The sequence below is a fragment of the Paenibacillus sp. PvP094 genome (assembly GCF_040546835.1).
GTDB classification, from domain to species: domain Bacteria; phylum Bacillota; class Bacilli; order Paenibacillales; family Paenibacillaceae; genus Paenibacillus; species Paenibacillus illinoisensis.
In genome coordinates this window covers 2908301-2930727 of sequence record NZ_JBEPOM010000001.1, presented here as the reverse complement: position 1 = coordinate 2930727, position 22427 = coordinate 2908301, and the positions used below count along the sequence as shown (strand labels likewise).

Below are 22427 nucleotides of genomic sequence, written 5' to 3'. Positions count from 1 at the left end.
AACGCGAATTATTGTCGCATCATCACATCCCGGGGCTTTTGTCTCGGGGTGTTTTTCTGTTTAGACGAATGGATTTGTTATATTCATTAATTAACTCATCCAGAATCATCGATTGACGAATAACCTCCGGATGCATTAATTCCGCATGTGAATTTGCGATCTGGTAGAGTCTTTGCCGTGCCTTTTCGATACATTCCTGAATGGTTTCCGGATTATGCACCATACTCCCGCCCCCTGTTGTCCTTCAATATCCATCACCCAAAAAAGACCATCTATTATAATATTCGGAACATGGAGGGCTGCGGATTACCCCAAAATTAAAATTTGTATATTTTTTCTTGTACAGGCTGAAATAAGTAGGTGTATTAAAGGAGCTTCCCCCAAGTAGGCATAAAAAAATGCCCCCTCTTCAGCTTGAAGAAAGGACAAGTTTTAGGACTGACGGGTGGACGCCTGAGCAGCGGCCTGCAACAAAGGCTGCATAAGGCCAGGGAATCGTGTTTCCAGATCTTCCAACCTCAATGTAAGAAAGTGCTGGGTACCCTGCACCCTCACCCGAATGACGCCAGCTTCCCGCAGCGTGCGAATATGATGGGACATCGTGGACTTCACAACAGGTGCATTAAAATGACTGCAGGGCTGCTCTCCACTCTTGGCTGCTTCCGCAACAATACCAAGACGGATCGGATCACTTAAGGCATACAACACGGAAGAAAGTTCAATATCCTCCAATTGAGGATGATGTAAAATTTTCATAATGTAGTCTCCTTTTTTCAGACTATCCATTGTATTTTAGCACAATTCCATGATATATTTCTAATGTTCGATACCAATCGAACTTTAATTTTAATTTCGTCAATGGTTCCCCTGCTGTCAGGTACGGGATTCGCTGTATATCTCATTTTGCAAATGTTACATACCGTTTCTGAAATGTTGCGAAATTACACATTAGATCAAGGAGGTTTTCATGAATAACACCGCTACCGCATCATCCGGGGAACGAACGACCGGATTACAGGAAGGGTTAATTGTAAGTTTGCTCGGTTTCACGGTCGTTCTCGTCGTCATGAATACGATGATGTTCAACCTGGCCCTGCCCAAAATTGCAGCCGAATTCCAGCTCTCATCTGTTGCTTCTTCGTGGATTGTAACAGGTTATTCCATCGTTTTTGCCATATCGTCGATTACCTTTTCACGCCTGTCGGACTTTGTACCAATTCGGACGCTGTTTACAACCGGTCTCACTTTACTTGGTGCAGCATCGGTTCTGGGATTCTTCAGCAATCACTTCATTATCCTGCTCTGTGCACGCCTGATTCAGGCAGCAGGCGCCGCATCCGTGCCGGGACTTGCCATCGTGCTCATCACGCGTTACGTTCCGAGTGACCGCCGGGGTAAATCCATGGCTGTGATTATGTCTGCCAGTTCCCTTGGTCTTGGACTTGGTCCTGTCATCGGCGGCAGCATTACTCAATTTCTTGGATGGCATGATCTCTTTATCGTTACGGGGTTAACGTTGTTCCTGATCCCTGTGTTCTTCAAACTGCTTCCAAGTGAAATGCCGCAAAAGGGTACGTTCGACTTGCTGGGTGCATTGCTTCTCGCGATCGGAACAACTGGCGTTCTTCTGTTCCTCACTTCGCGTGAGTGGGTCACTCTTGTCGTGGGTGTCGTAGCACTTCTATTGTTCTGGTTACGGATTCGCCGTGCGGCCGATCCATTTGTTCAGCCAGCCCTGTTCAAAAACAAAAAATATATGATGCTCAGCTCGCTAGGGATCGTATCCTACATTAACAACTTTGCGACCCTGTTTCTTTTGCCGCAAATTCTGGCCCATCTGTACGCCCTGACACCAGCCCAATCCGGACTGGTTATCTTCCCTGGTGCAGTTGTCTCCATGCTGCTGTCCAACCGGATTGGCCGAATGATTGACAGACATGGCAATACACAGCTGCTTAGGTTTGCACCATGGCTGCTGCTCGCTGCCGCGGGATTGTTCGCTCTGTTTGCAGATAACAGCATCTATGCCATTATGGTCATTTATATCCTGCTGAGTGTAGGTTTCTCCGCTCTCACAACGAGCGTTTCCAACGAACTGTCCAATAACCTGACCATGGATCAGGTGGGTGCAGGCATGGGCCTGTTCCAACTTAGCCAGTTCTTCAGCGGTGCATTCAGTGTTGCCGTAACCGGCGTGGCTCTCACTGCGATGCAGCAGCTGTCCTTGTCGTCAGCCTACACGAATATTTTCTGGGGCATGACCGTGGTTGCTCTGGCATCCGTGATGTTCTCTTGGGTATACCTGTCCATGCAGTCCCGCAAAAAAGCTTCTTCCGCTTCGTCCTAAGCCAAGCTCTTAAGGAGTGACAGACTAGGTTAAGCTAGGATTCTCAATATAAAATAAGCCCCAAGGACATGGAAGATGTTCTTGGGGCTTTTGCTATTCTGATTTACTTTATATCTCTCATGAATACTATTCAAACAGATCCAAACGCAGACGCTTCAGGCTTGTATGCTTGATATACCATTGACCGTCGATCTGAACAAACGTCTCATGGTAGTGTCCAAATCCGTGGAAGGATTTGTTCTCATTGCCTTCGGGGAATGTCACCCAATCCTCCATCGGAGAAATAACCTTGGCTTCGTTCTCGGATACAAATTCAACCTCGGCGCTGTGTACGTGATGCACGGTTACAGCAACATCCACCAGGTCACGGAATACCTGCACGATGGTGTCACGGCCCGTTAATACCGGAATGGGGTTACCTTCCGTACTGAAATCAGCTACTGCATCCGGAGCAAACACATCGCCCAGTGCGTCCCACTGCTTCGTATCAATAAAGCGGCAATAGCGTGCCTTCGTGTTACGGATATTTTCGAGTGCAAGCAATTGTTCCAGTCCTGTGATGGTTGATTGGCTCATCTGTTGTCCCTCCAGAGATGTAATAGGTTTAAAAGATATGTATCTATTAATCTTCCTTATTGTACCATTGCGCTTGTATTAGGCACAACGGCATATTGTATGCTTGGCTATCACTACGAAAAAAGTCCGAAAGCTAGGCATGTTGCTTCATGCCTCTCCTCGGACTTTTGGATCTATTCGTACCTATATACAAAAGTAAAGTGGTAAGCCGCACTCAGCTAGAAGCTGCTTCGCTCTTCCCCCAAACGTTACCTCTGATGCGCCTTCATTTCGGCAGCCAGCTCGGACATTTTCTTATTGCTTAGATAGTTCTCCATCTGTTCCTCGGCATGAATCATGACCTGCTGAATTAGACAGCCCTCGTTATGGTTCTGAGAGCATTCGAACAGGGAAGCCTGCCCTTCAATGGCGTGAATAATCTCCAGAAACGAAGGGTCCGGATTTTTGCGACTCAGACGATAGCCGCCATTGGCTCCGGAAGTGGATTCAATCATGCCCGCCTTAACAAGCTTGGTCAATATTTTGGACAGATAGGTTGGGGATACTTTCTGCAAATCAGCCAGTTGATGAACACTAACCAGCTGCTCCGGTTCTGTAATCACAAGGTGAAGCATGGTATGCAAGGCATAGTTGGTTGCTTTTGAATATTTCATGAGGGCACCTCATTGTATGCGGATTTAATTTATCCATAATAGACTTGATTGAGCTCGCTGTCAAACCCCAGGGGATCTGCGATTTCGCGGTTACTTGGAACCTATATATATAGTAGTTATTAATTATGATAAAGTCCGCGGTACTCCGTAGGTGTCATGCCTTCGTGCGCCATGAACTGGCGGTTGAAATAACTGGCGTTCGGGTATCCCGCCTCCTCGGCAATCTGTCCAATGTTGGCCGTTGGACGTTCGAGCAGCCACTGCTTCGCCATCTGCAGCCGGGAACGGGTTACGAATTCCATCGGTGTCATCTCGACGGCACTCTTGAACAATTTGCAAAAGTAATACGAGCTGACACCCGCCAGATCCGCCCAATCCTGAAGCAAAAACGGCTGACATGCCTCCTGCTGCATCTGCGGGAGCAATCCGAGAATGCGGTTCTCTGCTTGGCTTGTACGTGTATTTTTTAGTGGCACTGCATGCTGTACGAACTCGGCCAGGACCGCATACGTCAGAGTGGATAACTGAGCCGGGCGCAGCATCCGGTTCTGCTCGGCTTCGTCGAGCAAGGCCAGATGCGCTTCTTCCCAAGGGGCCTGCTGCCGCAGGGTCCACAGCAGATTGCGGTGCAGCCCCCGTTCGATCATGTAGTCATGGAGACGTTCGCCATAAAAATGGACCCAGCGCACATCCCACGGATCATCCTCACTGCTGTAATAATGCTGACGCTGCTGCGGGAAATAGAGTACCGCTTGACCCGCCCGAAGCTCATGGATAATCCCGTCCACTTCCACATACCCCTTACCTGAAGCTACATAGTGAATATTGAAGTTATTAAGTGCACCGGCCTCCCGCAATACGGAATGCTCGGGGTGATCCACATAATGGCCAACGGACTCGGGATAACAAAAATATGGAATATCCTGAAGGGTTAGCAATACAGTCTGTCTCATCATGAATATTTCTCCTTGGCAAGCAATATTGTGTTAATAGATCTCAATATATTATCATTTTCATTCATCAATCTATTCCTTATAATCACAATATACATTCATCCACAGGAGGAAACAACTCATGAATTCAGATCGAAAATTACGCTGGGGCATTCTTGGTAGCGCTAGCATTGCCAAAGGTTCTGTCATTCCTGGTTTGCAGCAATCGGAGTTGAATGAAGTGGCGGCGATCGCAAGCCGGGACGAGGAAAAGGCGAAACAAACCGCTGATCAGCTTGGAATCCCCCAGGCTTACGGCAGCTATGAAGCACTGCTGGAGGACGACTCCATTGACGCTGTATATATTCCCCTTCCCAACCATCTTCACCGGGAGTGGACGATCCGCGCAGCTGAGGCGGGCAAACATATTCTGTGCGAGAAACCACTCGCATTAACCGAGCAGGAGGCACGCGAAATGGCGCAAGCCTGTGATGATGCCGGAGTACTGCTCGCCGAAGCGTTTATGTATCGGCATCATCCCCGTTACGACCAGATCAGAGATGTCATTGCCAGCGGTGAAATTGGGGAAATTCGCGGTATTCATAGTACATTTTCGTTCAACAATTCCGGTTCCGCAGGCAATGTCCGGTTCAAACGTGAATGGGGCGGCGGTGCTCTTTATGACATTGGCTGTTATTCCATCAGTGCAGCACGGCTGCTGCTCGGCCAGGAACCATCAGCGGTAACGGTCATTGGCATGTTCTCCCCTGAACACGACCATGTCGACATGATGGCCTCGGGATTACTTGAATTCAATGATCACGTCGGCGTCACGTTTGACAGCAGCATGTGGGCAGCATTCCGCAATACGCTGGAGGTGCTTGGATCGGATGGCATAATTGAGGTTCCATCCGCATTTATCAGCAATCCGGACCGCAGCTCGAACTTCTACGTTACAGCGGGCGGTGAACGCAGGGAAGTTGAGGTCCCTCAAGTCAACCACTATTCCCTGCAGGGGGATGATATGGCACGTGCCGTGCTTCAAGGTAAAAATATGCGTTTTGCTTCATCCGATGCGGTGGCCAATATGAAAGTACTTGAAGCTTGCCTTCGTTCTGCAGAGGAACGTACACGAATTACACTATAAGCGAGGATGGTGTGTACAATGGAATTCATTACAATTAATGGTGCAGGAAAACCGATTTCCCGGTTGATCAAAGGTACGGATTATTTTGTGCATGATGCTTACGAAAAAGCTGCAACGAATATGGATGCTTTTCTAGCGATTGGCGGAAATACCGTGGATACGGCTCACATCTATTGCGGCGGACAGAGTGAAGAAGTGCTCGGACGCTACATGCAAGAGCGCGGTAATCGCGATCAGGTCGTCATTCTGACAAAGGGTGCCCACCATGATATGAACGGTCCCCGTGTCAATGCCGACGCCATTCGCAGCGATCTGCTCACCAGCCTGGAACGTCTGCAGACTGATCATGTCGAATTGTATGCATTACACCGGGACGATCCAAACATTCCTGTTGGCATCATTCTTGAAGCACTGAATGAGCACATTGAGTCTGGTAAAATTGGTGCGATCGGTGCCTCCAACTGGACTTGGCAGCGTTTGGAGGAAGCCAACACGTATGCGGCTGCACATGGTCTGAAGGGCTTCACATTCAGCAGCCCGAATCTCAGCCTGGCCAAGGCGAACGAGCCGTTCTGGGCTGGCTGTGTATCAGCAGATGCAGAGACGCTGGCATGGCATGAACGGACACAGCTTCCGCTGCTGTCCTGGTCCTCGCAGGCACGCGGCTTCTTCACCGGTCGTTTCACACCTGAGGTACGTGACAATGCTGATCTGGTTCGTGTCTTCTACAGTGACGGCAATTGGGAAAGACTGCGCCGTGCCGGGGAATTGGCCGAAACGAAGAATACGACGGCCATTCAGATTGCATTAGCTTATGTATTGAATCAGTCCTTCCCAACCTGCGCATTGATCGGCGCGCAGAATCGCGATGAGCTGTTATCCTGTGACGAAGGCTCACGCCTGACTCTGACTGGTGACGAGATTGCCTGGCTTGATCTTGCGAGCGACGTCAAACCAGTTGTGTAACCGCAAGAACTGAACGAGCGGGAACGCTTCATACGCAGTACGGTTTAAGAGACGGCCCTCCCCACATTCGATGCTGGAGGGCCGTCTCTTTTCCTTACTAGAGTAAATGAAAAGAGGGCACCAACCAGAGAAACGCTGGAGGTACCCTCACATGAACATATATAATGACCTTGAACGGATCCGTCTTACAGTTTAACGATCTGACCTGTCTTCTCGGATTCGAAGGCTGCCAGAATGACCTGCAGGGAACGAAGACCTTCTTCACCGGAGATGCTTGGAGGCGTTTGAGTCACAATGGATTCCACAAATGCGTCAATAACGCCGCTTGGTACCTGCTTCTCATTTGTTGCCATCGCACCAACTTTGTACGTTTCAACCGTACCGTTCGTCAGCTCGACGATGACTTCGTCGCCTTCGACCGTACCGATTTTCATAACGCCATTCTCGCACCACAGAACCGTACTGTTATCTCCTGCTCTGTATTGAGTCCAGCTGGCAACGAGTGTACCAATGGCACCGCTCTTCATGCGAAGCAAGCATGTCGCATTGTCATCCACTTCCGTGCCTTCTTTGTGCAGGGTACTGATGAACCCAGCCACTTCGGACACTTCATCGTTCAGCAAATAGCGGATGAAGTCAGACTTGTGCACGCCGAGATCACCCATGGCGCCCATAATTGCTTCTTCCTTACGGAAGAACCAGCTCTCTGCTCCGTCCACACTCCATGCCTCCGGTCCTGGATGACCAAAGGAAGTACGGAAGTTCAGCACTTTACCCAGTTTGCCGGAATCCAGAATTTCTTTTGCTTTGACGTGTGGAGGCATCAGGCGTTGGTTGTGTCCAACCATCAGATACACACCGTTTTTCTTGGCAGCTTCAATCATTTGCTCGCCTTCTTCGGTAGTAACAGCCATCGGCTTCTCAACCAGCACGTGCTTGCCTGCATTCGCAGCAGCAATGGCCATGGAGGCATGCAGATAGTTAGGTGTGCATACGCTAACTGCATCAACTGTTTCATTTGCAAGCAGCTCTTCGTAGCTGGAGTATGCTTTGCCGCCGTAAGTTTCGGCCATTTTCTCTGCACGCTCCACAATTGGATCGGCAAAAGCGACAAGCTCTACGTTTTCATTAGCAGCGTATTCTGGAATATGTCTGCGTTCAGCAATGGCTCCACAGCCGAATACAGCAACTTTAATTTTACTCATGGATTAATGTCCCCTTTGACAAGTAGATTCAGCATTTGCTTCATTTAATGATTGAATTGCTAGATTAAAATTGGTTCAGATAGTTCTGTTTGAGCCAGTTATAACTGTTGGCTACGCTTTCAAGTGGAGGATTCTGACATACATCCTGTTCCACGATCAGCCATTCCACGCCTGCGCTCGTTGATGCTTCAATAACTGCTGGCAGGTCAACCGAACCTTGTCCCAGTTCCAGTGTTTTCATCTGACCCTGTTCGTCTTTGCTGAAGTCCTTCAGATGGAGAAGCGGCAGACGGCCTGCATATTGATTAATATACTCGATCGGATTTTGTCCCGCAAATTGGACCCAACAGACGTCCATTTCCACTTGTACAGCCTCAGGCGTCGTTTCAGCGAACATGGCATCAAAGGCATTTTTGTCGCCAACTTGGCCATGGAATTCGAAGTCATGGTTGTGATAACCAAAGATCAAACCTTGTTTCGCTGCTTCCGCACCATATTGCTGCAGTTCAGCGAACAGCTTGGTCCAGCCTTCAGCATTGTCAGGGCGATCTTCAGGCATGAGGTAAGGACAGATCATATATTGAGCCCCAATCGTTTTGAGGTAATCAATTTGTTTTTGCAAATCTTCGCGCATCGCGTGCAGGGAAACGTGGCTGCTGAATCCTTTGAGGCCCAGTTCATCCAGCAATGCTTTCATCTCTTCGGCAGGAATGTCACCATAACCAGCGAATTCCACACCTTCATAACCAAGCTCTGCTACCTTGCGCAATGTGCCACGAAAATCTGCTGCAGTTTCATCACGGAGGGTGAACAATTGCAAACCAATATTAAGTTTTTTCATGAATGATACACCTCTGCTCTCAAATTTGCTTTCATTGCTCTATCTGGTATCATCCTACCGCAAAACAGGCTAGAATGAACATATACAATATCGTCAGAACATGAACTATTTGACTGATTTTTTATTCCAGTATTTTGCATCACGATGATTTCACCTATAAAAGTGCATGCAGGATACCTATATTGGAGGATTGCATCTTTGGAACCGTTGAAGACTTCAGTACTGATCTGTGACTACTCTTATCACTACAAGGCATTTAACCACAACATGAAGGGCGAGCTTCAGACCTACCTGTTCCGTCTGCAAACCGAAGGCTCCTGCAAGGTATATGTGCAGGATGAAGAATTTACGATGACGAGCGGGGATTTGCTGCTGTTGAAACCAGGAGATGACTATCATCTCGTGGTCGCAGAACCGCATAAGGAAGGACGATTGTCCAGCGGGGATTATTATTTGTTCTGTGAAGGTTCCTGGATTGATCAGTGGTGGAAGCGAATTCAGCGCCCTACCGTAAACCGAATTGGACTGGATGACAAGCTGGTCAGCCTGTGGCGCAATATTTTGCTGGAGCAGCGCCGGGGACCTCTTGAAGAAAATGAGGAGTTAAAAGATGCCCTATTACGCGGACTCTGTCTGTACATCGACCGTGCGATTAGCGAAAGTCTCCAGACGGATCGAAGCGTGTCCTCCACTCTGAAGCTAAAGCGCTTCATTGAGGAACATGCTACCGTTACGTTCAAACTTGAGGAGGCTGCCCGTTACGCTGGTCTTAGTCTGTCACGCGCAGTACGGCTGTTCAAGGAACACTACGGCAAAACCATGATCCAGTACGCTATTGAAATTCGTCTGAATGTCGCACTGGAACGCATGAAGTACAGTGAGATGACACTGGAGCATATCGCCGAGACGTGTGGATTCGCCAGCTATTCCTACTTCCACCGGGTGTTCCGCGCTCACTTCGGAATGTCCCCTCTGGAATATCTGAAATCCCAGTCCCACCCGTCTTTTGATATGGAGCATGTGTAACATCACCTGGAATCTCGAACCCATGACGACCTGTAAACAGGTTATGTTTATGGGTTCTTTGAACTTTTTACTGCTCCAAATTTATTCATGACTCCTCTCACATAACCCTGTATAGTTAAAATCATAGTCATTTACAGATTCAACCATCATTAACGAAATTTCCATTACCCTTTATTGGAGCGATACCTATGCCTCATTCACGTAGAATACTCATTATTGAAGACGAGCAAGACATTTCACGTATTGTAAGAGACTATCTGAACAAAAACCAATATGACGCGGCAGTCGCAGCCACTGGACAAGATGGATTGCAACTGATGGACATGCTGCAGCCGGACTATATTATCCTGGATATCATGCTTCCGGATATGGATGGTATTGAGGTATGCCGTGAAATAAGACGAAGAAACAATATTCCAATCCTCATTCTAAGTGCAAGAGGAAGTGATACTGACAAGGTGCTTGGTTTGGGCTTTGGGGCAGATGATTATATGACCAAACCCTTCTCCCTGAGTGAGCTGCTTGCGCGAATCAATGCCCATTTCAGGCGGTATGACAGTCTTGCATCCGAGCGTGAGGAGGAACATCTTCTTCGTCTGTCCAACCTGGTAATCGACAAGAAAGCGTACAAGGTCACGGTAAGTGGAGATGAAGTTTCACTTTCTGCGAAGGAATTCGAACTGCTGTACTACCTGGCGAGCCACAAGAATCAGGTGTTCTCCAAGTCACAACTGCTGGACGCTGTTTGGGGATACGATGCTTACGGGGATGAAAATACGGTCACTGTATATATTCGAAGATTGAGAGAGAAAATTGAAGCTACCCCCTCCGAGCCTGTTGTTCTGAAGACAGTCTGGGGAGTCGGCTACAAATTCAACCACTAAGATAGATGGGAGACCACAATCTCGATGTTGTTACTCCAATGGTCCAAACGCTGGCTGATCGCCGTACTCATTCTGCTTATTTCTCTCCTTGGATGCAGCCTGACACTTGCCGTGGATCGGTCAGGTCATCATACAGAGGAGTCCAACTTGTCCATTCATCTGGTCCGGCTCATCATCAATCCGGTGATGCTTGCTTTGGAGCAGAATCATCATCAACTCACCAGCCCGGAGGTTCAGGAAAACGTTCGTGCCCTCGCCAAAGAGCAAGGCATCCAGTTATCCTATGTCGGCCTGGACGGTACGATCCTATTCTCTTCCGATCCATCCTCTCAAGGAGAACATATCCATCTGGCATCCGCCTTGCATTATGATGTGAACCATGCCGGACATGCCAACCATGGAGAGGATGTAGTGGACATAGCTTTCCCTGTCCTCCATGCTGCGGATGGAATTCAGATCGGAAATGCCATCTTTACCATCCCTAAAGCCATGGTTACTGTCCAGCCTTCATCCATCCTGCCTTATCTGGTTGCAGGCATATCCATCATAATCGCACTTATTCTCGGCATTCTTCTGTTAACCATGCATCGCAAAATACATAAACGATTACTGTCACCGGTACATATGCTTCAGCATCATGCTGAATCTATTCTCAAGGGACAGTACGATAAGCCAATTCATTATAAACATGCAGACGAAGTAGGCGAATTATATGCCATGTTCGATCTGATGCGCACCGAAATCAAGTATTTGAGTGAACAACGCACGAAGCAAGAACAGGCGCAAAAGGAACTCATTACCAATATTTCGCATGATATCAAAACACCCATTACCACGGTTAAAGCGTATATTGAGGCCATTATGGAAGGAATGTGCGCAGATGAGGAAACCCTGATGGAGTATATGCGAATCATGCAGACCCACACGGACAAAACAGCCCAATTGGTTGAAGATCTGCTACTTCATGCGCTGCAGGAACTGGGTCAGATATCCGTAGAGCCGCGTGAAGTTTATAGTGGTCCCACTTTTGAAGCCATACTTGGATCATTCGGACATGCTGTGCGCATGAAAGGTCTAACATATGAAACGCCCGAATCCGTTCCGAATGTGTTAATCCGCATGGACACCACAAGGATCGAACAAGTGCTGGCCAATCTCATATCCAATGCACTGAAGCACACCCATCGCGGGGATGCCATTCGTATTCATACAGAGCTGAGAGCCGATCAGTTCATTGTGACAATCACTGACACGGGTCCGGGAATACGGGCACAAGATATGCCTTTTGTATTTGAACGTTATTTCCGGGGGCAAGCGTCTCCTGTATCCAGACACGTGCATGAAGGTACAGGCCTTGGCTTGTCCATTTGCAAAAATATCGTTGAAGCACACGGGGGACGCATATCCTTTTCAAGCAAAGAGGGGCAAGGAACCAGCTTTCAATTTAGCCTGCCGGTCTGCTGACTCGTCCCAATCCATTCAGGCTGGCATTCAGCCTGTAAGACTTTATTCATAATTTGATAAGACTTCCTCAACATCCCCCCTCTAAAATAAAACGTATACTGCCTTGGGGAGTGATTTTCTTGAGCAAAACACCGATTATTCGTGCACATAACCTATGCAAAACATACAGCGCAGGCCCGGAACAATACCATGCCATACGCAATGTTGATCTGGATATATATCAAGGGGATTTTACCGTCATCATGGGCAACTCGGGTTCGGGCAAATCCACCCTGCTCTATTTGCTGAGTGGTCTGGATCATGTAACTGCTGGTGAAGTCTATTTTCAGGAACAACGCATCGATGATTACAGCGAGCGGGAAATGTCTGATTTTCGCACTCGCCGGATTGGTTATATCTATCAAAGTATTAATCTCGTACCGGATCTCTCTATTCGAGAGAATATTGCATTGCCGGGTTACATCGCCGGAACCAAAAAGAATGAAATTCAGCTGCGGGCAGCCCAATTGATGAAATCCTTGGATATTGACAGTCTGAGCAGCCGTCTTCCCTCCCAGACTTCAGGAGGCCAGCAGCAGCGAGCCGCCATTGCACGGGCTTTGATCAATACTCCTGACGTCCTTTTCGCCGATGAACCGACTGGAAGTCTGAATGTGGAGCATGGTAAAGCTGTTCTCGACATCCTGACAGACATTCATCAAAAAGGGCAATCCGTTGTCATGGTCACTCACGATATCAAGGCAGCCTGCCGTGCCGATCGTCTCATATTAATCCGGGACGGTAAGGTTGGTGGCATTCTCGAATTCGAACCCTATAACGAGCATCAGGTTCATGACCGTGAGGACATGATTTTTGCCTTTGTATCGGGGAAGGAATAACGATGGCTGTCATGTTGAAACTTAGCCTCTCCTATCTAGGCAGAAGCAAAATACAAAACTCGTTTATCGCTCTGCTCATTCTTCTATCCACGCTGCTGTTGTCTACAGCTGTCATGATTCTGGCCAACACAGGTAATCAGTTTAGAGAAATGCATACCCACACCAATGGATCTCATCAGATTTTGACTTTTGATAAAGGCCTGAATGATCCAAAGGCTGTTCACTCTTGGTGGGCTTCCCAGGAAGGCGTTGAAGTGTCTGAACTGCTAACGTACCGAACGTTATCGGGCATCTCGTTTCATGGCACGGATATCCCTAATATTTACCTTTACATGATGAATACCCCGTCAACTCCGCGGGTTGTGGATAAGCTTATTTTTTCTAGTGGAACACCAGAAGCGGTTCCCGAGCCAGGTTCGGTCTGGATTCCCACTTCCATGGCCAATGCGTACGGTGTCTCGGCCGGAGATACTATCGGCTTCAAAACGGGGAGCACTACCATCAAATTGAACGTATCCGGCAGTGTAGTCGATGTCCCCTATGGGGCACCCTTCACCAATACAGCACGAGTCTGGATGAACCCTTCCGATTATTCGAAGCATGTTCAGTCTCTTCCGGGAAACGATAATTATATGCTGGGTATCCATTTCGACGATTATAGTGCCAATTCAAGCTATTGGGAACGGTACTCACTTGAGGCAGGCAGTCCGTTTCTGGAAACCAAGATGGAGTTTGAGGGCATCTCTTCTTTCTATCTGATCATTAATCAAATCATTGGATTCATCATGATTTTCCTAGGAGTTGTCATGCTTGCCATCGCTCTGATTACGATAGGATTTACGATTTCGGATGCCATCCTGGCCAACTATAAAACGATTGGCATTCTGAAATCACTCGGTCTGACCTCGGCAAAAACCATCGGCACTTATGTCATGCAGTATTTCATGCTTTCCTGTATAGCCATCCTTCCGGGACTTGGGCTCAGTATATGGATATCCAAATTCATCATCAATATTTCCGTGTCTTCTCTTCGCGTGGGAAATCGTGACATCTCGGTCGAGGGGATAGGCTCAGCCATGCTTGTGGGCGTATTCCTGTTCGCTATGATCCTTTTGTTCGTTGTGATGTATGCCAAAAAAGCACGGAGTATTCAGCCAGTTCAGGCCATCCGTTATGGAATGTCGGAGCTGGACAATAGCCGGATGGCACGGAGAATGAACTCCCCGCTAACCAGTCTCTTCGGGTTCGCTCGCCTTCCAGTAGCTGCAGTTATCGGAGTCCGCCATGTCACCAAAAACATCAAAAGTTCTATTCTAATGCTCTTGCTGACAACAACAGCCTCTTCCGTACTGGTTTTGGGTTTTGTTCTGTTAACCAGTATCACCGGAATTGCTCAAACTGCTGCCCAGTGGGGTTATGACAATGCAAACATCGCCGCTGTCGTTGTTAATAAAAGTACATTTCCCGAAGAAGAATTCAAGCAATGGTTACAAGACGATCCGAGAATCAAAAATGCAGGCTGGCAAGGAAATATGACTGGCGTAATCAGCGGAGACTATTCAGCAGATGCAGAGGGGCAATCCACCAGTCTGGCTCTGAGTGTACTGGAAGGAAGTTACCAGGATCTTGGATTTGAGACATTAGAGGGAAATAACCCGCAGCAGGAGAATGAAATTGCCATCGGCGTGGGTGTAGCTAATTCATTAAACAAAAAGCCGGGTGACTTCCTGGAACTTTATATTGAAGGGGAAAAGCGCACATTCCTCATCACAGGAATTTATCAAGCGATTGCCAATATGTCCATCTCGGGACGAATTACGATGGAGGCCATGAGTTCCATACGTCCGAATTACAGCGATTTCGATGCCATCTTCATTAATTTGATGGATCCGCTGGAAGCAGAACAGGTAGCAGAGGAACTAAACAATGAATTTAAAGATTCGGCTTCTGTTGTCACCCAAAAGACTTTACTTGATTCAGTCTATGCTGAAGCGGCTGACATTTTAATTTATCCCGTGAGCCTGATTGGGCTGCTGTTCATCCTGGTCACATTTATTATTATTTTCAGCACCTGCCGGATTAGTATCCGCAAAGAAAGCAGAACGTACGGGATCTACAAATCGCTTGGATTAACCTCGCGTCGCATTCGGCTGTCTATTGCCATGGGAATATCGCTCCTATCTGCTATGGGCGCCCTGCTGGGAATCCTGGTTGGCGTGTATGTGCTGCCTGTTCTCCTTGAGATGATCCTTGCTGACTATGGCATAGTACAGCTTCCTCTTATTCTGAATGGGGTTGGAATTGTTCTATTCGCTTGCATCGGCATAATTGCAGCAGCTCTCGGCTCCTGGTTCTCCTCCCGTGTCATTCAGGACACATCGCCACGTATGCTGGCTATTGAATAACTTTGACTTGGGCATGTGAAACAGCCTTCTCAGATCCTTCACGGGTTTGAAAAGGCTGTATGGCTTGTTCTGATTACTCCTTCAGATCTTACTCCGTCGAAGACCCCTGATTTTTGATTTTGATTTTAATATCGTAGGTAATCGGGATTTGACTGAATGTGTTGTCCCAATCCGGTTTAACCTTTTTCCATACTTTTGGATATTTGATGCGCAGTTTCTCGCCAAACCCGCCAACATCCACTTTGTACGTATGCTGCATTTTGTCCAGAACCTGTTTTACCTGCTGCTCAGCGATTTTTTTGAAGTCCTCCTCCAGTTTATGAATGTAACCTTCGTCTCCCGATGCTTCAGGAACTGTCCAATCTTCCATGAACCATCCTTCCGATTCCACCTTGATATGAAATGAGATATCGTCTCCATGGACGGTAGGAATAATTTTGCCTTTAGTGTGCTTAATCTCATATACGATCGTACTCCCGGTTCGGGCCTCATAGGTTTTTAATACACCTCCCTTTGGTCTTTCCTGAATCCACGACAATCCTTCGAGATCGACTTGGCTTAAAGTCCCAATAAGGCGTTTTGTCTTCGAGTGATAGATCCCTGCGCCTGAAAATTTATGTTCGCCTTTATAGGAGATGACATTTTGGAGGAGAAAGCTTCTGCCAGACTGCATGGTTGCGTCCAACTTAGCTAGTGACACGGCGGGCATAATTTTGTTCGACAAGTATGAATTGTCAACAAGGCCAGTCAGATAAAATGCCGGAATTTCACTAGGATCATTGGAGTATAGAGCATCAATGGCTTTTTCATCACTCACCACGACCAGGCAGCTTGGCCGGATATCGTTATCTCGCAATACAAAGTCAAGTAATTGTTCCAAGCTGTACTTCCGTGAAATTTCTTGCGAAACGACGATAACTTTCAAATGATGCCCGATAAGGGGACGATCTCTTCTAAGTGCAAACTGACGGAAAATTTCTAATAGCGAATCCCCCGTTAATTGTTCATTAAAGTAGGATTTACCCGCTGCGGGAGAGCCTTGCTGGCTATTGGGTTTCGAAGAATCCTTGGGGACAATCTGCACTGTAGCAGTTAGGTTATTCTCTTTTGGATAATGACCACCGTGGGCGTTTACATCCTTTTCGAATTCAGTTTGCTCGGGGGCATCAATCCCCAGAGCCACGTAGACGCCCAGATCCTCGATCTCTTTGCTGCTCCAACATCCGGTTTGGGTAAACAACAGACATAAGGCTGCAGAAAACCCTATTATTTTCTTCCAGGGAAAAATCATTTCTGTCTGCCTCCTTTCTTGCGGATAAAGCTCAACAGCAGCAAAAGGGATGGTAGGATTGCAAATAGATAGACAGATGCTTCTCCCACAAAATCCCCTAATGCAAATGTCTGGTTGACGTCGTTCGGAAGAGAGCCAACAAAATAAATAATGGAAACTAATATAAACATGGCTCCCAATATTTCCTTTCGTTTGAACAATTGAGCGCATCCTATGGATGCTGCATACAAGGTGACGGTAAATGTCGAAAAAATTTGCATAATCCAGATGACCAGCAGTAACGATTCAAACCGTTCAAATATCAATCCCTGAATCTCAAAACTTCTCATCAAATCGAGTGTAGGCCAGGTTCGGGTCTTCATGCCATTAATGGACAAGCTGCCCACCACCATAACAACCGTTACCAGATAGATTAATGTAGGAATTGCCGTTCCCCAGACAATTGCCTTATTTCCCTTTTCAGGGTTCTTCATATAAGCCATGACGACAAACATGATCTCATAGCCTGTATATGACAAAAGGGAAGGCTTCAACCCTTTGATAACCGGCATAAATCCTTCACCGAGCACAGGTCTCAGATTGTTAATCTCAAATACTTTGCTGCTGAGAAGGATCGCTATGACAAAGATAACAATTGTGATCGGCAAAATAATCTCGAACAACCGAACAATCGCATTCAGTCCTCCCGATATCAGGTAGATCCCGATCCACATAAAGCCCATCACAATCGCCCAAGTTGGCGTACGCTCAAGCAGATATAAATTGGTCACTTCCGCCAAAACCCTGACTTCAAATGCAGAGATAATGATGAAATATAGGATAATAGCCATACTGATTAGCATGGCTATCCACTTGCCGGTAATCTCCGGAACAAACTGAAACACGGTTTTCCCTGGAAATCTTCGGCACAGCATGATCATGATGAAACCAATGAGCATAATGATTACACCCGAGATGATAATGGAAATCCAGACATCAGGTGTATCCACGGCTTCCACCGTTGTCCGCGGCAAGGTCAGGATGCCTGCTCCCAGCATATAGTTAATGATCATTATTGCAGCCTGGGTTGTTGTTATGGGAGTGTAGGAAGGCTTCATTGGTTTCACCTCTTCCTCATCAGTATCATAGCCTTATCCTCATTTCTTGCGATCCTGATCTTCGGGTTTCATCATGTATGGGCGTTTCCTCATCATGCTGAGCGGTGCCCTGATCAGAAAGTCTTTCCAGTCCGATAATCTATAAGGAACACTCGGGCTGACATATGGAACGCCAAAGCTCTGTAATCGTGCAAGATGACTGCAGAGTAGCAGGATAAACAAAACGACGCCGTACAAGCCAAGTATAGCCGCACTAAACATGCCGATGAAACGCAGAATCCGCAGCGTAATCCCTGCACTGTAGGTTGGAATGGAGAAGGACGATATTGCCGTAACGGCGACGACAATAACGAGAAACGGACTGACAATCCCTGCCTGTACAGCCGCATCCCCAATAATGAGACCACCGACGATTCCCATGGCAGGTCCAATCGGTTTCGGCAGACGTATGCCGGCTTCACGCAATATCTCAATGGCCGTCTCCATAATGAGGGCTTCAATAATGGAGGGAAACGGTACTCCCTTTCGCGTCTCAATAATGGTCAAAGCCAGTTTGGTCGGAATCAGACCGGGATGAAAAGAAATAAACGAAATATATAAGGCAGGCGCAAGAAGTGCAATCATCGCTGCCAGAAAACGAAGCATGCGGAGAAATGTACCTGGAATCCATCGCTCATAGTAGTCTTCAGGGGATTGCAGCAGCATGCTGAATGTTGTCGGCACAATCAATGCGAAGGGTGTACCATCCAGCAATATGGCAACACGTCCTTCAAGCAAGGCACTGATCACCCGGTCCGGTCTCTCGGTATTTTGCACTTGTTGAAAAGGACTCAGTTGATCATCCTCAATAAGCTGCTCTATATAACCGGATTCCAGCATGGCGTCCACGTCCAGCTTCTCGATGCGCTTTTTTACTTCAGCTACAATATCCGCGTTCGCAATGTCCTCAATATACGCAATTACCAAATCCTTTTTGATCCGTGTACCTACTTCATATTTCTGTATGAACAGGCTCTGGTTACTGCCATATCGCCGGAGTACCCCCGTATTATCACTGAGACTTTCCGTAAAACCAATTCGCGGACCACGGAGCAGGGCTTCAGACAACGGCTCCTCAACGCTGCGTGTTTTTCCTTTCGCTGACCCAATCAGAAGAGCTCCAGGCATCCCTTCCATAATCAGAGCATTTTTCCCGGAGAGCACAGCCAGAGCAAGTTCCTGAAGTGATTCGGTTTCCTCTACCTGACTGACAGGCAGCAAATGATTTTTCAGATAACCCTTAAGTAGATGAGCATTATCCGGATGTAAGAAAGCATCCTGTTTCAGCTCAGGTACGCCTCTCAACATAAGAGGAGTAATCAAGTGTTCGTCGACCATATTCTGGTCAACCAAACCATCAACATACATGACAGCTGCAGGCGTATCTGTACCATAGATGAAAAATTCCCGAATATGTACGTCGGCATTCTGGCCAAACGTTTCTCTTGAACTGATCAAATCTGTGGCGTAGTGTCCCGTAAGCTTGATGTTCGCATACGCGCCGGTTTCACTTCCCTGTGCCTGGTCAGCACCATTCGATGAGGAATCACCAGAGTCTTGCTTTTGCTGTGAATCGGCTTTGGTGAATGCTCCCTTTCTGATGGAAGAACTCAGCCATCGGGCTGCTTTTAATATGACAAGCGGAATAGCCACGACCAAAAAAGCCTGCAGCCATATTCCCCAACCGGGGACAAACGATAAAATTGTAGACCACATCGCCCTCACCCCAACATTTCTCTATGCTGCAAACCTGAACCTACATGTATTTCTGAGTATTCTTTCCCTGAAGGCTCACAATAATTCCCGTTTTTTTGGCATCATAAAAAGCAGGCCCCTTGTTTCGGGAACCTGCTTCGTTATTTCATTGTTTAAGTTAATTTATAGAAGAGAGTTACATCTTAAACGATCTTGGTAACTTGCTGCGCCTTGGCATCAAGTAACTGAGCTGACTCCGCAATCGTTGTGAAATCTTTCAAAGCCACTTCAATCTGCTGCTGACTTTGCTGCGCATACCCTTCGACTTTTTGTGCACCGCTGGATATGTTCTTAATCTCCTTTGTTATGCCCTTCACACTATCGCGGATTTCATTAATGGAATCGGTCACCATGGCAGACAACTTTCTGACTTCCTTCGCCACAACATCGAAGCCGCGTCCGTACTCACCTGCATGTGCAGCTTCGATGGCAGCATTCAGTGCGAGCAGCTGTGTCTGCGATGCAATCTGCTGAATGGTTTTGACAACACCTTGGATTGAGCCTGCTTGCTCCTGCAAATCAGCCAAAGTAGCACGGTTATGAGCCGAAACCTCTGAAATTTCTGTGATGCTGGACTGCAGCTCACGACTGCGTTCAATCCCAATATCCGCATGCTCGTTCATCTCATGTGACATCGTTTTCAATTCATGGACTACGGCCGAGATGTTTTTCTGACGGTTTGTAATGTTAGTGGCAATTTTGGAGACGCCCAGAATTCTCTCATTATTCTCATCGTAGACGGGCATATATGTTGCTTCAAGCCATACGGAGTTGCCACTAGCATCCTTACGCTCGATCTTGTCCTGAAAGCTTACGCCGTTAAAGATACTGTTCCAGAACAACTCATAATCCAGGCTGTTTGCGAAATCAGCAAAGCATAATTGCCGATGATGCATCCCGTACATTTCATCTACCTGATATCCCATCGTACGAGCAAATGTCTCATTGACATAAGTCACCCGCCGATCCAGGTCAAAACGAATGATCGCCAGACTTTTTTCCATGGCCTTAATGACCAGCGCATCTGTGACAACGTCTTTTTTCTTGTCCAACTCTACTATAGGCACTTCATTTCCCCCATAATCTTATGCTTATCGCTTATTTTTTCGTAGATTATCCCTGTGCAGAATTCAAAAATGGAAATCAGTCTTCTCCAATTTTTATGTATTCACGTGATCGTTCTGAACGCTTCTACTATTGATACCCCAATTGAGGACATTTGGATCACTTATCTTTGATTTACCCAAAAAAATTTTGCATAATCTTATTTTGGTAAACTTAATAGACTAAACCTCATTTTATTATCAACGTATCAACACGTAAATGGACAAATACGCACAAAAAAAGGACCGTTTCATCCGAAACAGTCCTCACAAGGAGCACGCCCAGCACATCAACATGAATTGGCCTTCCCTGTCTCTAATCAGTCCTTCCTGCCTTAGGTGTCCACCGTTGATCCTCACTATCCTGGGGATAATCTATGCCGGCCGGGTAGGAGATCAGTTCAATCAACATGCCCCACGGTGCACGTCCATATACAAATTGATTTCCTTCCCCGCCTTCGATTGGGCCGGACAATGCACTGGGCTCGGAGAGAAGCTCTCCTCCTGCCTCTGTGAATCGTTTCACCGCGTTCTCCATCTGATCCACATATAAGGCTACATGCTGTACACCGAAGTCTGATGCCCTGGCAGGATCATTCTGCTCGGTATTTGCAAACTGAAATAGTTCAATACTGGCGCTTTCCCCGACAGATAACATTCGAATATGATTGGCCTTGGCTCCAGGTCGAAGCCCCAGCTTCCGTTCTGCTTCGGGACCTTCCTGCGGGGGATCCTGAGGCGTAATGTTGTCATATACAAGTCTGGCGCCGAATGCCTGCTGAAGAAAAACAGTCGCTTGTTCCACATCCGGCACAGTAATCCCTATATGGTCTATTCCTCTTGTTGTCATACGATCTCCTCATTCCATATGTAATTCAACATGCTCGTGAGCAACAGCAATTGCTCTTATCTATGTTTTTACACCAAATGAGGAGAAGCATAACCATGCCAGATGATTCGCAATATCCGTAATTATCCGCGAGGCAGCTTATCCGCATACTTACTGCGCAGTTCAGCAAGCCTCTCCAGCTTGGATAACGCCAGCTCCTTCTGCAATAACCCAACAGCGAGCACCAACTGCTCCATAAGCAGAAGCGGAGTAACCATGGAATGGAACTCCCCGAGCTCACCGCGGCTCACATAGAAAGACAATTCCGTTGCCAGTCCGTATAACAAATCCTCCCGGTCTGTCACGAGTACGGACTTGCTGTTTACTTCCTTGGCATAATCCAGAATAACTTCTGCTTCAGGCAGCAGACGGGTAAAGCTCATCAGTAAGACCATGTCCTCCTGCTGCATGTGCATCAGGGATTCCAGCAATTCATGTCCGCTTCCGGCCAGTTGAATGACCGTTAATCCAAATCTCGATAACCGGAATGACAGCAGCTCTGCCAAACCGGCTGAGGGCCCAGGCGCATAGATATATACTCTTCTGGCTTCAGCAAGAATGGAAGCGGCATGCTCCAGATCTCCCTGCTTCATATGGGATAACGTCTCCTGCAGATGGGACACGGAGGCTTCCAACAATTGCACTGGCAAGCTGCTTGTATCCATGCGGGAAATTGTTTTATTTAATTTGAGTGCAGGTGTCGTGTCCTCGGAGGTGCGCAGCCGGATTTTGAACGCTTTGGCATTGTCATACCCAACGGCACGCCAGAAGCGGGAAACGGTGGCTATACTGACTCCGAGCTTGTCGGCAATTTCCTGCTCCGTCATGAATAAGATCTCTTCGGGGTTACGTTCAACAAAATCGGCAATTTTCAGATGACCAGGTGACAGCTGTTCTTTTTGGGCAAATAAATTCATTCCGGATCACTC

At 47.3% G+C, this 22427-nt stretch carries 21 protein-coding genes; 8 read left to right on the top strand and 13 right to left on the bottom strand.

What is annotated here, in order from left to right; all coding sequences use genetic code 11:
- Positions 1-22: 22 nt before the first annotated feature.
- Positions 23-223: a Spo0E family sporulation regulatory protein-aspartic acid phosphatase gene (locus ABIC22_RS13490; RefSeq protein ID WP_354481392.1), complete on the bottom strand. Its 201-nt coding sequence runs from the start codon at positions 221-223 to the stop codon at positions 23-25.
- Between the two features lie 209 nt (positions 224-432).
- On the bottom strand, positions 433-756 hold the full coding sequence (locus ABIC22_RS13485) for an ArsR/SmtB family transcription factor (RefSeq protein ID WP_127539732.1): 324 nt from the start codon (positions 754-756) through the stop codon (positions 433-435).
- A 211-nt stretch (positions 757-967) separates the two neighbouring features.
- On the opposite strand from ABIC22_RS13485, the gene ABIC22_RS13480 reads away from it, so the two are divergent.
- Entirely contained in the window at positions 968-2347 is a 1380-nt protein-coding gene (locus ABIC22_RS13480) for an MFS transporter (protein ID WP_354481389.1), read from the top strand.
- Positions 2348-2473: 126 nt separating this feature from the next.
- Here the strand turns inward: ABIC22_RS13480 and ABIC22_RS13475 are convergent, their stop codons facing one another.
- The 3 genes from ABIC22_RS13475 to ABIC22_RS13465 all read right to left on the bottom strand — a co-directional run bounded on the left by ABIC22_RS13475 (position 2474) and on the right by ABIC22_RS13465 (position 4532).
- Complete coding sequence (locus ABIC22_RS13475) at positions 2474-2923, bottom strand: nuclear transport factor 2 family protein (protein WP_127539728.1); 450 nt, start codon at positions 2921-2923, stop codon at positions 2474-2476.
- Between the two features lie 248 nt (positions 2924-3171).
- Positions 3172-3576, bottom strand: a complete 405-nt coding sequence (locus ABIC22_RS13470) for an Rrf2 family transcriptional regulator (RefSeq protein WP_127539726.1) — start codon at positions 3574-3576, stop codon at positions 3172-3174.
- A gap of 119 nt (positions 3577-3695) precedes the next feature.
- Positions 3696-4532, bottom strand: a complete 837-nt coding sequence (locus tag ABIC22_RS13465) for an AraC family transcriptional regulator (RefSeq protein WP_127539723.1) — start codon at positions 4530-4532, stop codon at positions 3696-3698.
- Between the two features lie 118 nt (positions 4533-4650).
- Between ABIC22_RS13465 and ABIC22_RS13460 the strand changes: the two genes are divergently transcribed.
- Together ABIC22_RS13460 and ABIC22_RS13455 are read left to right on the top strand one after the other, a co-directional pair.
- Positions 4651-5655, top strand: coding sequence for a Gfo/Idh/MocA family protein (locus ABIC22_RS13460; RefSeq protein ID WP_354481385.1), 1005 nt, complete (start codon positions 4651-4653; stop codon positions 5653-5655).
- Positions 5656-5673: 18 nt separating this feature from the next.
- Positions 5674-6621: an aldo/keto reductase gene (locus tag ABIC22_RS13455; RefSeq protein ID WP_095361701.1), complete on the top strand. Its 948-nt coding sequence runs from the start codon at positions 5674-5676 to the stop codon at positions 6619-6621.
- Between the two features lie 185 nt (positions 6622-6806).
- Here ABIC22_RS13455 and ABIC22_RS13450 read toward each other — a convergent pair whose 3' ends face one another.
- Together ABIC22_RS13450 and ABIC22_RS13445 are read right to left on the bottom strand one after the other, a co-directional pair.
- A complete protein-coding gene (locus ABIC22_RS13450; protein WP_127539721.1) occupies positions 6807-7826 on the bottom strand; it encodes a Gfo/Idh/MocA family protein in 1020 nt (339 codons plus the stop codon).
- 64 nt (positions 7827-7890) lie between these two features.
- Positions 7891-8667 carry a sugar phosphate isomerase/epimerase family protein gene (locus ABIC22_RS13445; protein WP_095292272.1) on the bottom strand — a complete coding sequence of 259 codons (777 nt, stop codon included), beginning with the start codon at positions 8665-8667 and terminating at the stop codon, positions 7891-7893.
- A gap of 207 nt (positions 8668-8874) precedes the next feature.
- Between ABIC22_RS13445 and ABIC22_RS13440 the strand changes: the two genes are divergently transcribed.
- The 5 genes from ABIC22_RS13440 (at position 8875) to ABIC22_RS13420 (ending at position 15324) form a co-directional block, all read left to right on the top strand.
- A complete protein-coding gene (locus ABIC22_RS13440) occupies positions 8875-9693 on the top strand; it encodes an AraC family transcriptional regulator (protein ID WP_095361747.1) in 819 nt (272 codons plus the stop codon).
- 188 nt (positions 9694-9881) lie between these two features.
- Positions 9882-10577: a response regulator transcription factor gene (locus ABIC22_RS13435; protein WP_127539720.1), complete on the top strand. Its 696-nt coding sequence runs from the start codon at positions 9882-9884 to the stop codon at positions 10575-10577.
- A 24-nt stretch (positions 10578-10601) separates the two neighbouring features.
- Positions 10602-12041, top strand: a complete 1440-nt coding sequence (locus tag ABIC22_RS13430; RefSeq protein ID WP_354481380.1) for a sensor histidine kinase — start codon at positions 10602-10604, stop codon at positions 12039-12041.
- 119 nt (positions 12042-12160) lie between these two features.
- Complete coding sequence (locus ABIC22_RS13425) at positions 12161-12919, top strand: ABC transporter ATP-binding protein (protein ID WP_186812144.1); 759 nt, start codon at positions 12161-12163, stop codon at positions 12917-12919.
- Positions 12920-12921: 2 nt separating this feature from the next.
- Positions 12922-15324, top strand: coding sequence for an ABC transporter permease (locus ABIC22_RS13420; RefSeq protein ID WP_354481377.1), 2403 nt, complete (start codon positions 12922-12924; stop codon positions 15322-15324).
- A gap of 88 nt (positions 15325-15412) precedes the next feature.
- Here ABIC22_RS13420 and ABIC22_RS13415 read toward each other — a convergent pair whose 3' ends face one another.
- From ABIC22_RS13415 to ABIC22_RS13390, 6 genes are all read right to left on the bottom strand, one after another.
- Complete coding sequence (locus ABIC22_RS13415) at positions 15413-16615, bottom strand: Ger(x)C family spore germination protein (protein WP_354481374.1); 1203 nt, start codon at positions 16613-16615, stop codon at positions 15413-15415.
- Positions 16612-17712, bottom strand: coding sequence for a GerAB/ArcD/ProY family transporter (locus ABIC22_RS13410; RefSeq protein ID WP_127539716.1), 1101 nt, complete (start codon positions 17710-17712; stop codon positions 16612-16614). Before ABIC22_RS13410 ends, ABIC22_RS13415 begins: the two co-directional genes overlap by 4 nt.
- Before the next feature lie 39 nt (positions 17713-17751).
- Positions 17752-19467 carry a spore germination protein gene (locus ABIC22_RS13405; protein ID WP_354481370.1) on the bottom strand — a complete coding sequence of 572 codons (1716 nt, stop codon included), beginning with the start codon at positions 19465-19467 and terminating at the stop codon, positions 17752-17754.
- Positions 19468-19649: 182 nt separating this feature from the next.
- Positions 19650-20510, bottom strand: a complete 861-nt coding sequence (locus tag ABIC22_RS13400) for a methyl-accepting chemotaxis protein (protein WP_483312587.1) — start codon at positions 20508-20510, stop codon at positions 19650-19652.
- 415 nt (positions 20511-20925) lie between these two features.
- Positions 20926-21459 carry a VOC family protein gene (locus ABIC22_RS13395; protein ID WP_354481365.1) on the bottom strand — a complete coding sequence of 178 codons (534 nt, stop codon included), beginning with the start codon at positions 21457-21459 and terminating at the stop codon, positions 20926-20928.
- A gap of 122 nt (positions 21460-21581) precedes the next feature.
- Positions 21582-22415, bottom strand: a complete 834-nt coding sequence (locus ABIC22_RS13390; RefSeq protein ID WP_354481362.1) for a MurR/RpiR family transcriptional regulator — start codon at positions 22413-22415, stop codon at positions 21582-21584.
- Between the last annotated feature and the right edge of the window lie 12 nt (positions 22416-22427).

Coding starts and splice junctions, on each gene's coding strand:
- ABIC22_RS13490 (WP_354481392.1), bottom strand. CDS start 223: ATGGTGCATAATCCGGAAACCATTCAGGAATGTATCGAAAAGGCACGG.
- ABIC22_RS13485 (WP_127539732.1), bottom strand. CDS start 756: ATGAAAATTTTACATCATCCTCAATTGGAGGATATTGAACTTTCTTCC.
- ABIC22_RS13480 (WP_354481389.1), top strand. CDS start 968: ATGAATAACACCGCTACCGCATCATCCGGGGAACGAACGACCGGATTA.
- ABIC22_RS13475 (WP_127539728.1), bottom strand. CDS start 2,923: ATGAGCCAATCAACCATCACAGGACTGGAACAATTGCTTGCACTCGAA.
- ABIC22_RS13470 (WP_127539726.1), bottom strand. CDS start 3,576: ATGAAATATTCAAAAGCAACCAACTATGCCTTGCATACCATGCTTCAC.
- ABIC22_RS13465 (WP_127539723.1), bottom strand. CDS start 4,532: ATGATGAGACAGACTGTATTGCTAACCCTTCAGGATATTCCATATTTT.
- ABIC22_RS13460 (WP_354481385.1), top strand. CDS start 4,651: ATGAATTCAGATCGAAAATTACGCTGGGGCATTCTTGGTAGCGCTAGC.
- ABIC22_RS13455 (WP_095361701.1), top strand. CDS start 5,674: ATGGAATTCATTACAATTAATGGTGCAGGAAAACCGATTTCCCGGTTG.
- ABIC22_RS13450 (WP_127539721.1), bottom strand. CDS start 7,826: ATGAGTAAAATTAAAGTTGCTGTATTCGGCTGTGGAGCCATTGCTGAA.
- ABIC22_RS13445 (WP_095292272.1), bottom strand. CDS start 8,667: ATGAAAAAACTTAATATTGGTTTGCAATTGTTCACCCTCCGTGATGAA.
- ABIC22_RS13435 (WP_127539720.1), top strand. CDS start 9,882: ATGCCTCATTCACGTAGAATACTCATTATTGAAGACGAGCAAGACATT.
- ABIC22_RS13430 (WP_354481380.1), top strand. CDS start 10,602: ATGTTGTTACTCCAATGGTCCAAACGCTGGCTGATCGCCGTACTCATT.
- ABIC22_RS13420 (WP_354481377.1), top strand. CDS start 12,922: ATGGCTGTCATGTTGAAACTTAGCCTCTCCTATCTAGGCAGAAGCAAA.
- ABIC22_RS13415 (WP_354481374.1), bottom strand. CDS start 16,615: ATGATTTTTCCCTGGAAGAAAATAATAGGGTTTTCTGCAGCCTTATGT.
- ABIC22_RS13410 (WP_127539716.1), bottom strand. CDS start 17,712: ATGAAGCCTTCCTACACTCCCATAACAACAACCCAGGCTGCAATAATG.
- ABIC22_RS13405 (WP_354481370.1), bottom strand. CDS start 19,467: ATGTGGTCTACAATTTTATCGTTTGTCCCCGGTTGGGGAATATGGCTG.
- ABIC22_RS13400 (WP_483312587.1), bottom strand. CDS start 20,510: ATGGAAAAAAGTCTGGCGATCATTCGTTTTGACCTGGATCGGCGGGTG.
- ABIC22_RS13395 (WP_354481365.1), bottom strand. CDS start 21,459: ATGACAACAAGAGGAATAGACCATATAGGGATTACTGTGCCGGATGTG.
- ABIC22_RS13390 (WP_354481362.1), bottom strand. CDS start 22,415: ATGAATTTATTTGCCCAAAAAGAACAGCTGTCACCTGGTCATCTGAAA.